At 68.3% G+C, this 303-nt stretch carries 1 pseudogene; it reads right to left on the bottom strand.

Annotation, left to right across the window (positions count from 1 at the left end):
• A pseudogene (locus QSJ97_RS24810) lies at positions 1–303 on the bottom strand (hypothetical protein); the annotation flags it as partial.

Genomic DNA, 303 nt, shown 5'->3' on the forward strand with positions numbered 1-303 from the left:
CCGTAGACCGAGTCGGAGGTGGAGATGATGAAGATGTCGTTGCCTTCGCGGCCCTCGAGCCAGTCGTCGCCGCCGCGGCCCTCGAGCACGTCGTCGCCGCGCGAGGCGAAGAGCTCGTTGTCCGAGGCGAGACGGCCGGTGCCGACCGGCGCCACGTCGAGCGAGCCGGCATCGATCGAGTAGACCAGGTCGGCCAGCGCCGAGCCGGAGGCCGAGGCGTAGTTCAGGTTGAAGTCGGCGATCAGCAGCGAGCTGTTGAACGAGGCGTCGTTGCCGAAGTCGAAATCGGCGAGGCTGGAGCCG

This window comes from Paralimibaculum aggregatum (genome assembly GCF_030270585.1).
GTDB lineage: Bacteria > Pseudomonadota > Alphaproteobacteria > Rhodobacterales > Rhodobacteraceae > Thermohalobaculum > Thermohalobaculum aggregatum.